The organism is Acidocella aquatica, from assembly GCF_030160635.1.
Taxonomy (GTDB): domain Bacteria; phylum Pseudomonadota; class Alphaproteobacteria; order Acetobacterales; family Acetobacteraceae; genus Acidocella; species Acidocella aquatica.
This window is the reverse complement of record NZ_BSOS01000012.1, coordinates 61,126-69,177: the sequence shown is the minus strand read 5'-3', so window position 1 is coordinate 69,177 and position 8,052 is coordinate 61,126. Positions and strand designations below refer to the sequence as shown.

The 8,052-nt window shown below is 61.1% G+C and carries 9 protein-coding genes; 4 read left to right on the top strand and 5 right to left on the bottom strand.

The genetic code is table 11. From position 1 onward, the window contains the following. The first annotated feature begins 96 nt into the window (after positions 1 to 96). Complete coding sequence (locus QQJ84_RS04420) at positions 97 to 567, top strand: MBOAT family O-acyltransferase (protein ID WP_284256869.1); 471 nt, start codon at positions 97 to 99, stop codon at positions 565 to 567. A gap of 3 nt (positions 568 to 570) precedes the next feature. After that, positions 571 to 1,563 carry a hypothetical protein gene (locus QQJ84_RS04415; protein WP_284256868.1) on the top strand — a complete coding sequence of 331 codons (993 nt, stop codon included), beginning with the start codon at positions 571 to 573 and terminating at the stop codon, positions 1,561 to 1,563. 11 nt (positions 1,564 to 1,574) lie between these two features. Here the strand turns inward: QQJ84_RS04415 and cobT are convergent, their stop codons facing one another. From cobT to QQJ84_RS04400, 3 genes are all read right to left on the bottom strand, one after another. Continuing rightward, positions 1,575 to 3,452 carry a cobaltochelatase subunit CobT gene (cobT, locus tag QQJ84_RS04410; protein ID WP_284256867.1) on the bottom strand — a complete coding sequence of 626 codons (1,878 nt, stop codon included), beginning with the start codon at positions 3,450 to 3,452 and terminating at the stop codon, positions 1,575 to 1,577. Between the two features lie 6 nt (positions 3,453 to 3,458). Next, on the bottom strand, positions 3,459 to 4,469 hold the full coding sequence (gene cobS / locus QQJ84_RS04405; protein ID WP_284256866.1) for a cobaltochelatase subunit CobS: 1,011 nt from the start codon (positions 4,467 to 4,469) through the stop codon (positions 3,459 to 3,461). A gap of 62 nt (positions 4,470 to 4,531) precedes the next feature. Next, positions 4,532 to 5,140: a J domain-containing protein gene (locus QQJ84_RS04400; protein WP_284256865.1), complete on the bottom strand. Its 609-nt coding sequence runs from the start codon at positions 5,138 to 5,140 to the stop codon at positions 4,532 to 4,534. Positions 5,141 to 5,245: 105 nt separating this feature from the next. On the opposite strand from QQJ84_RS04400, the gene QQJ84_RS04395 reads away from it, so the two are divergent. Continuing rightward, entirely contained in the window at positions 5,246 to 5,530 is a 285-nt protein-coding gene (locus QQJ84_RS04395; protein WP_284256864.1) for a BolA family protein, read from the top strand. A gap of 8 nt (positions 5,531 to 5,538) precedes the next feature. Here QQJ84_RS04395 and QQJ84_RS04390 read toward each other — a convergent pair whose 3' ends face one another. After that, a complete protein-coding gene (locus tag QQJ84_RS04390) occupies positions 5,539 to 6,975 on the bottom strand; it encodes a mannose-1-phosphate guanylyltransferase/mannose-6-phosphate isomerase (protein ID WP_284256863.1) in 1,437 nt (478 codons plus the stop codon). Positions 6,976 to 7,052: 77 nt separating this feature from the next. On the opposite strand from QQJ84_RS04390, the gene QQJ84_RS04385 reads away from it, so the two are divergent. Continuing rightward, a complete protein-coding gene (locus QQJ84_RS04385; protein ID WP_284256862.1) occupies positions 7,053 to 7,877 on the top strand; it encodes a creatininase family protein in 825 nt (274 codons plus the stop codon). An 8-nt stretch (positions 7,878 to 7,885) separates the two neighbouring features. Here QQJ84_RS04385 and QQJ84_RS04380 read toward each other — a convergent pair whose 3' ends face one another. Beyond that, positions 7,886 to 8,014 carry a hypothetical protein gene (locus tag QQJ84_RS04380; protein ID WP_284256861.1) on the bottom strand — a complete coding sequence of 43 codons (129 nt, stop codon included), beginning with the start codon at positions 8,012 to 8,014 and terminating at the stop codon, positions 7,886 to 7,888. Positions 8,015 to 8,052 lie beyond the last annotated feature (38 nt).

Below are 8,052 nucleotides of genomic sequence, written 5' to 3'. Positions count from 1 at the left end.
TGCGGTTGTGCAGGGATGGCCAAAGAAATCAAACCAAAACAGCTTCGTGAATAATAGCGGCTAGGTGGGCTTTGGCATGGGGCAGCGCTCCGCTTTGTGCTATGGGGCGGGCTGCACGGGGCTTTCCTGGTCATTCACGGCTGGGGGAAAAATCTGGGCCTGCGGCTCCCGGCCCTGGTTTCCAGGTGGCTGACGCTGCTGTGCGTGGTGCTGGCCTGGGTGCCGTTCCGCGCCGCCGGGTTTGCTCCGGCGATGGATTTCTACCGTGGCCTGTTCGGGTTCAACGGTATCGCAATTCCTGCGATCTTCATCAGAGTTCTCCCCGCTCTCAATTATTTTGGCCACGCCGTGGCGGTGCTGCCATATTTGGGAGATGCGCGAACACTCAGCCTGCCGCAGGCTGTGTTGTTTCTGGCTGTGGGCTGGTTCATCGCGCTGGTTTTGCCTGAGTTGCACAGCATGAGCCGCCCACGGCGCAGTTGGGCGCTGGTTGCCAGCTTTGCCCTCAGTCTTCAGGCCCTGTTTTTTGCCCCCTACACAGTGCCATTTTTGTACTTCCAATTCTAAGCCATGCGGCGGATTATTACCTCCTGCTTCTTATCGCTTGTCATCTACGTCATTATTTTTGCCGGGGTGGTGGACCGCCCCTTGTCGCTGGGCCTGCTCGATCGTGAGATTGTGCAAAAAACTGCCCGGCTCGCCGCCCTGCCTTCGCCCAAACTGGTTATTCTGGCGGGGTCGAACGGGCCTTATTCCCATTCCTGCGCTGTGATCGGCGCCATGCTGAACCTGCCTTGCGAGAATGCCGGAATCGCGGTCGGCATCGGGCTGGATGATCTTTTTATCCGCTACGCGCCGCTGCTGCATACGGGCGATGTGCTCTACATGCCGATGGAGTTGCAGCAATACACAGCCACCCGTGCACAATACCGTGCGGGTGTGGATGGCGCGTTTCTGCTCCGGCACGATCGCTCAGTTCTGGGCCGGTTATCGCCAGGACGTATCCTGGGCGCGGTGTTCTGCTGCGATCTCGCGGATTTTTTGGAGTCCCTGGCGGAAATGCCGCTTGCCCATGCTGGCTTTATTGAACCTCGGCAGCTTCTTGCCCGTGAATATAACCGCCAGGGTGACCGGATCGACAACCTGCGGGCCAATACGGATACGGCCCTTTTGCGCCATTCGCCCCGCCCGGTGCCAGATGCCCAAGAGATCGCCGGCGGTTACGGCAGGGCGCTGATCGCCCGATTCGTGGGCCGGGAGACAGCTCAAAAAATCATTGTAATCGGGGGGCTGCCGACTGATTTCACGTCAGCGGAGCTGAGTGCATCCGTGATCGCAGCGGCCGCATCCGCCTACACGGAAAATGGCGGAGAATTCGCTGTGCTGCCCAACCACAGCCAATACCCGGCAGAGGATTTCTTTAATAGCGAGGACCATCTGGCGCAGCCGTGCCAATACAAGCACTCGATCGCCGTTGCCTATGCGTTGGGGAAGCTGCTCAACCGCCCGGCGCAACCACCATCACTAATAATGGCCCGGATGGCAGCCGCCTGTCCGTTCTGAGGAACGGAGAATCAGGCAATCATCGCTGCACTTCGCCCGGCAAAGCGCGACCATGCTTCGGCTTCGTCCTCGTCGAACAGTTCGGTCAGCTTGCGCATCATCGTGCCGCCCAGCTCTTCGGCGTCAACAATGGTCACGGCCCGGCGGTAATAGCGGGTCACGTCATGGCCAATGCCGATGGCGATCAGCTCGACCAGTTCGCGGGTCTCGATGTCGCGGATCACATCGCGCAGGTGCCGTTCCAGGTAGTTGCCTGAATTCACCGAGAGGGTGGAGTCGTCCACGGGCGCGCCATCGCTGATGACCATGAGAATCCGCCGGTGCTCCGGCCGTGCGAGCAGCCGCCGGTAGGCCCAGAGCAGCGCCTCGCCATCGATGTTCTCTTTCAGCAACCCTTCGCGCAGCATCAGCCCCAGGTTTTTACGCGCCCGGCGCCAGGGGGTGTCTGCGGATTTGTAAATGATATGCCGCAGATCGTTCAACCGGCCGGGTGCCGGCGGCTTGCCCGCTGCAACCCACTGCTCCCGGCTCTGCCCGCCTTTCCATGCGCGCGTGGTGAAGCCCAGAACCTCCACCTTCACCGCGCAGCGCTCTAGCGTGCGGGCCAGAATATCGCCGCACATTGCCGCTACGGTAATCGGGCGGCCGCGCATCGAGCCTGAGTTGTCGATCAATAATGTCACCACGGTATCGCGGAAATCCGTATCCCGCTCGCGCTTATAGGTCAGCGCCAGCAGCGGATCGACGATAATCCGCGATAGCCGGGCGGCGTCCAGCATTCCTTCTTCCAGGTCGAATTCCCAGGCCCGGGTTTGCTGCGCCTGCAGCCGGCGTTGCAGCCGGTTGGCAAGTTTCGCCACCACGGCATGCAGATGCTGCAATTGCTGGTCCAGTTGCTGGCGCAACCGGCTCAGCTCATCTGGGTCGCAAAGGTCTTCGGCGTCGATCTCTTCGTCGTGGGTGCGGGTGAATGCGCGGTAGGCCGTGCTCTCATCGCCATGCGCCGGAGGGCGGCGCTGCTGCGGGCCGGCGGGCGAGTCCTCAGCATCTGCCGAGGCGTCGTCGGCGTCGCTGTCCTCCTCGCTATCCTGCTCTGATGCCTCGCTCTCAGCCATTTCCGGCTGTGCGGCCAGCATGGCCTCTTCCTGTGTCCGGCTCTGCGCGTCACTGTCCTGCGTGTTGTCCTGCTGCGACGTTTCCTCGCCGGAATCATCGGCGTTTTCAGATTCGTCCTCCTCGGTCGCCTCCGATTCCGCCTCGGCCAGATGCACGGCCGCCAGAAGTTTTCTGGCCGCCTTGGTGTAGCGCGCCTGGTTGGCGCGCGTGGCCGCCAGTTCATCCAGGGCCGTCTCGGCATCCTCGCCCAGCGTATCGCGCCATAACGCCAGTATTTTTTTTGCCGACTCGGGGACCGAAGCCGGGTCCATCCGCTCGCGCGCGAGCAGGGAAATGGCCGTGACCAGTGGCAGCTGTTCGCGCTGCGTCATGCGGTCGAGCCCTTCGCTCTCGCATTCCTCGTTCAGCTTGCCACGTAGGTTCGCGGCAACACCGGCCATATGTTCCGCGCCGAAGATTTCAACGCGGGCTTGTTCCAGCGAGTCATAGGCTTCCCGCGCCTCCTTGGAGGCAGGGGTGCGGGCGGCATGGATGGCATTGTCATGATAGCGCAAGCGCAGCGCGAGCGAATCCGCGGCACCTCGCAACTTCGCCATCTCCGGCGGCGCCAGGGCGCGCGAGGGAGCGGGCAGCCGCGCGCGTTTGCCGGCCAGTCCAGAAGGTCCGGGCTGATAGGCAACCTCAACGTCCGGCGTCTGCGCCATTGCTCGCAGCGCATTCGCTGTGGCGCGCTTGAAGTCCTCGGCCCGGCCCTGGTCGTTATTCGCGGTCATCTGGCTTCAGACCGGCTTGCGCAAGCCGGTCGTGATTTCCTCGTTAAAGCAGCGTTGATAATATTCAGCCACGGTGTTGCGCTCGGCCTCGTCGCATTTGTTGAGGAAGGTGAGACGGAAGGCAAAGCCGACATCGCCGAAAATCCTTGTGTTCTCGGCCCAGGTGATCACTGTCCGCGGCGACATCACGGTGGAGATGTCACCGGCGATGAACCCGGCGCGGGTCAGATCAGCCAATGCCACCATGCTCTCGGTGCGCTTCTTCATTGATGCGTCGGTAGCGGGAATACCCAGCTTGGCCATCACGATGGCGACTTCCTGCGCGTGCGGCAGATAGTTCAAAGTGGCGACGATGTTCCAGCGGTCCATCTGCCCCTGGTTGATCTGCTGCGTGCCATGATAGAGCCCGGTGGTGTCGCCCAGGCCCACAGTGTTGGCCGTGGCGAACAGGCGAAAGGCCGGGTGCGGCTTGATGACCTTGTTCTGGTCGAGCAGGGTCAGGCGCCCCTCAACCTCCAGAACGCGCTGGATCACGAACATCACATCCGGCCGCCCGGCGTCGTATTCGTCGAACACCAGCGCGCAGGGGTGCTGCAGCGCCCAGGGCAGGATACCTTCGCGGAATTCGGTTACCTGTTTGCCGTCCTTCAACACGATCGCATCTTTGCCGATCAGGTCGATCCGGCTGATATGGCTGTCCAGATTGACGCGGATACACGGCCAGTTCAGCCTTGCCGCCACTTGTTCGATATGCGTGGACTTGCCGGTGCCGTGATAGCCCTGGATCATCACCCGGCGGTTGAAGGCAAACCCGGCCAGAATTGCCAGGGTCGTCTCCCGGTCAAACTGATAGGCAGGGTCGATTTCCGGCACATGTTCGGTGCGGAGCGAGAACGCGGGGACCTCCAGATCAACCTCGATGCCAAAAACTTCGCGGGCGTTGACCTTTATATCGGGCATGTTGATCGCCGAAGTTCCTGTGTTACTGGTCTCGGTGAGTGCGGCGATGTTGTTCATTAAAAGTTCAATCCTGTTGCTTCGTACTTAGGTATCGGCGTGGGGCAATTATTCAAATATACTCAACCGCGCGGCGTTTGGGATGCATTCGCGGGCTTCGCAGCCAGTTTGCCACGAAGCGCCGCATAGGCAAGGTTGATTGACTTCAGCATCTCTTCGGAATGTTTGTCGCCATTGTTTGAATCCGGATGGTGGCGTTTGGCAAGCTCCTTGTATCTGGTTTTCACGGCCGCCAGGGTGACCGGCCAGATCAGGTCCAAAACATTGAGCGCTTCGCGGATATCGGCGGGAACGCCTGAGTTTGGCGCCGGTTTTGGTCTCGCGCCAAAGGTGAAGGCGTGCAGTTCGGCCTCCAGGGCTTCATCCATCCGCGAAGTCTGCCCGAGCCGGCCCAATGGCCAGCTTGGGCGCTGCCAGGAGGTATCCGCGCGCAGCTGCGCTTCAATCTCTTCGGGCGACATGTCCTTATAATAGTCCCAGGACGCATTGAACTCCCGGACATGCTCAAGGCAGAACCAATGGAAATCGCGCGACCCGGCGCGTGATTTCGGTGCGCGGTATTCGCCCTCATGGGAGCAGCCGGGTGAGTCGCACGCCTGCCCCGGGGCGCTGGGGTCTGGCGCGTAGGCACTGGGCTTGCGGGTTGGCCGCTTGCGTGTTGACGAAATCATGCCCCTAATGTGCGCGCTTGGCTTAAATTGGCAACACTCAGTCGCGGCTGATATGCGCGTGGCGCGAAGGCGCCCATGCGCAATTGAAAGTATATAAAGATAGATATGACCAACAGATATGAACGAATTCATGATTTGCTCGAAGCGGCCTTTGCGCCGGTCAGGCTGGAAGTCATCGATGAGAGCCGCAAGCATGCGAGCCATGCCGCCCGCAATGGGCTTGAGGCCGGCGAGACGCACTACCGGGTGCTGATGGTCTCGCCGGTATTCGCCGGTCAATCCCGCCTGGCGCGTTCAAGGGCGGTGCATGACGCGCTGGCGGCTGAGCTCAACACCGGGCTGCACGCGTTGTCTCTGATCCTGCGCACTCCCGAAGAGGCGCAGGATTAAGCAGCGCCTCAATTTCGGCCGTAGGTATCCTCGAAGCGGACGATATCATCTTCTCCGAGATAAGGGCCTGATTGAACCTCAATGATGGTGAGGGGGATTTTGCCGGGGTTTTCCATGCGGTGGATGCACCCCAGCGGCAAATAGACACTTTCATTCTCATGCACCATGAGGGTTTCGGCATCCCGGGTGACAGCGGCGCAGCCGGCCACCACGACCCAATGTTCGGCCCGGTGGAAGTGCTTCTGCAAGGAAAGCTTGTGGCCGGGCCACACGACGATTCGCTTAACCTGAAAGCGGTCGCCCTGGATCAGGCTCTCGTAGAACCCCCAGGGCCGGTAGGTGCGGTTGTGGGTGTCGGCTTCCGGCCGTTTCATCTGCTTCAGCCGGTCGACAATTTTTTTGACGTTCTGCGCCTCGTTCTTGTGGGCGACCAGCACCGCGTCCTGTGTGGTCACCACCACCAGATCGCTAACGCCGAGCAGGGCGGTCATGATGCCGTCGCTGCGGGCGTAGCTGTTATGAACATTCTCCAGCACAACATCGCCGAGAGCAAAGTTCCCGTTCGTGTCCTTGGCGGCGATATCCGCGAGCGCCGCCCAGGAGCCGACATCCGACCAGCCGATAGCCGCCGGGACCACAACGGCTTTGTTGGTCTTCTCCGCGATGGCGTAGTCGATGCTGATATCCGGTGCCGCCGCAAAAGCCTCGGTGTCAAGCCGGATGAAATCCAGGTCGGTCGTACGCGCCAGCATGGCGGCGCGAACCGCTTCCAGAACCTCTGGGGCCAGGCGCTCCATCTCGCCCAGCAAAACCCCGGCGCGGAACATGAACATGCCTGAGTTCCAGAGGTTGCCACCCTCCGCGAGCAGCCGGGCGGCGGTGGCGGCGTCTGGTTTTTCAATAAAGCGATTGAGGTGGAAGACACCGGGCAGGCCATCCATCGCGGCACCCTGGGCGATATAGCCGTAACCGGTCTCGGGCGCGGTTGGCTGCATGCCAAAGGTGACAAAATATCCGGCCTCCGCGGCCTTGGCCGCCGATTTCACCGCGGTTTCCAGGGCGGCGAGGTCACTGATCGAGGCATCAGCCGCCATGATCCATAAGACCGCATCTGGGTCGCTTTCCGCCGCCAGCAGCGCTGCCGCGGCGATTGCGGGGGCGCTGTTGCGCCCTACGGGTTCCAGCACAATTTGCGCCCCCCGGATGCCGGCGTCGCGCAGTTGCTCGGCGGCGATAAAACGATGATCCTGGTTGGCGACGACAATCGGCGGGGTAAATTGCGCGCTGGCGGCGCGCAGTGCGGTGTCCGCCAGCAGGGAGCGCTCAGATATGAGGGGCCAGAACTGCTTGGGGAAGCTTTTCCGCGATACGGGCCACAGCCGTGTCCCCGAGCCGCCGGAGAGGATCACCGGAACGATTTTGTGACCGCGTTTTGCCAAATCCATGATACACCCTGCCGTTGTACAGAAAAAACAAATCTTTGCTCTTTACGATTGTTAGCTGAAAACGGCAAAACGAGACCATGAGCGATTCCAGACACAATTTCCGCCTTGGCGATATGACGGCCACAACCTTCGCGCAAGCTGCCGCGTCTAATCCCGTGGTCCTGTTGCCGCTTGGCAGTCATGAGGATCATGGTTCGCATTTGCCGATGGGCGACTATCTGCTGGCGGAGCAACTTGCCGTGAGCATTGCCGAGGCCGCCACGGGCAAAGGTGTTGCAACCTTCGTCGCCCCCTGTCTGCCTTTTGGCGTTGCGGATTATTTTGGCGCGACGCCGGGCGGTCTGGCGCTTTCCCCGGCCAGTTTCCGGGCGGTGCTGTATGATTTGCTGGCAGGCCTGCTCAGGCATGGGCTGAGCAACATCATTATCCTCAACGGCCATGGCGGCAATGTGCCAGTGATACATGAGGTGGCGCTGGAAGTTCGCCATAAACATAATATCATTCTACCGTCATTTTATCTCTGGAAAATTGCGCGCCAGCTAATGGAGGCTCAGCTTGGCGCGGGCAGCCAGGAGCGTTTTGGCCATGGCGCGGAGCCGCTGCTTTCGCTCACCAAGGCGCTGCGGGAGGGTTTTGTGCAACCTGGAGGGGCTGCGGCGCATGGCCGTGAGACCATGCTCGGTCTCCCGGTCTCAGGCTTTGGCACCTTGGATTTTTACGGCCTTGCGATAGATGCGCCGGTCGAGTTCGACCAGGTTCCGCGTGGCGCCACGGAGGCCGCGTGGCCGCTGGCCTCAGCTGAACTGGGGGCGCAGACCGCCGAGTCGCTGATTAGCGCGGCGGCGCAATTCGCGGTTCACTTTGGCAGGCTGCCGCGCGGTGCCGCCGGCCGCGTGGTCTGAGCCTGGGGCTACTCGAGAAATTTCAGCAAAGTGATGCCGACAGCGGCAATGGCAACCAGCGTGGCGAGAATCACACCAAGCGGAAGCCCGAAATAATGCGGGTTGCTGGGGTCGTGGTCGTGGTTTTCAGAGCTCATGTGGTAGATCCTTTTTTTTAGGCAGAGGTCAAGGCGGT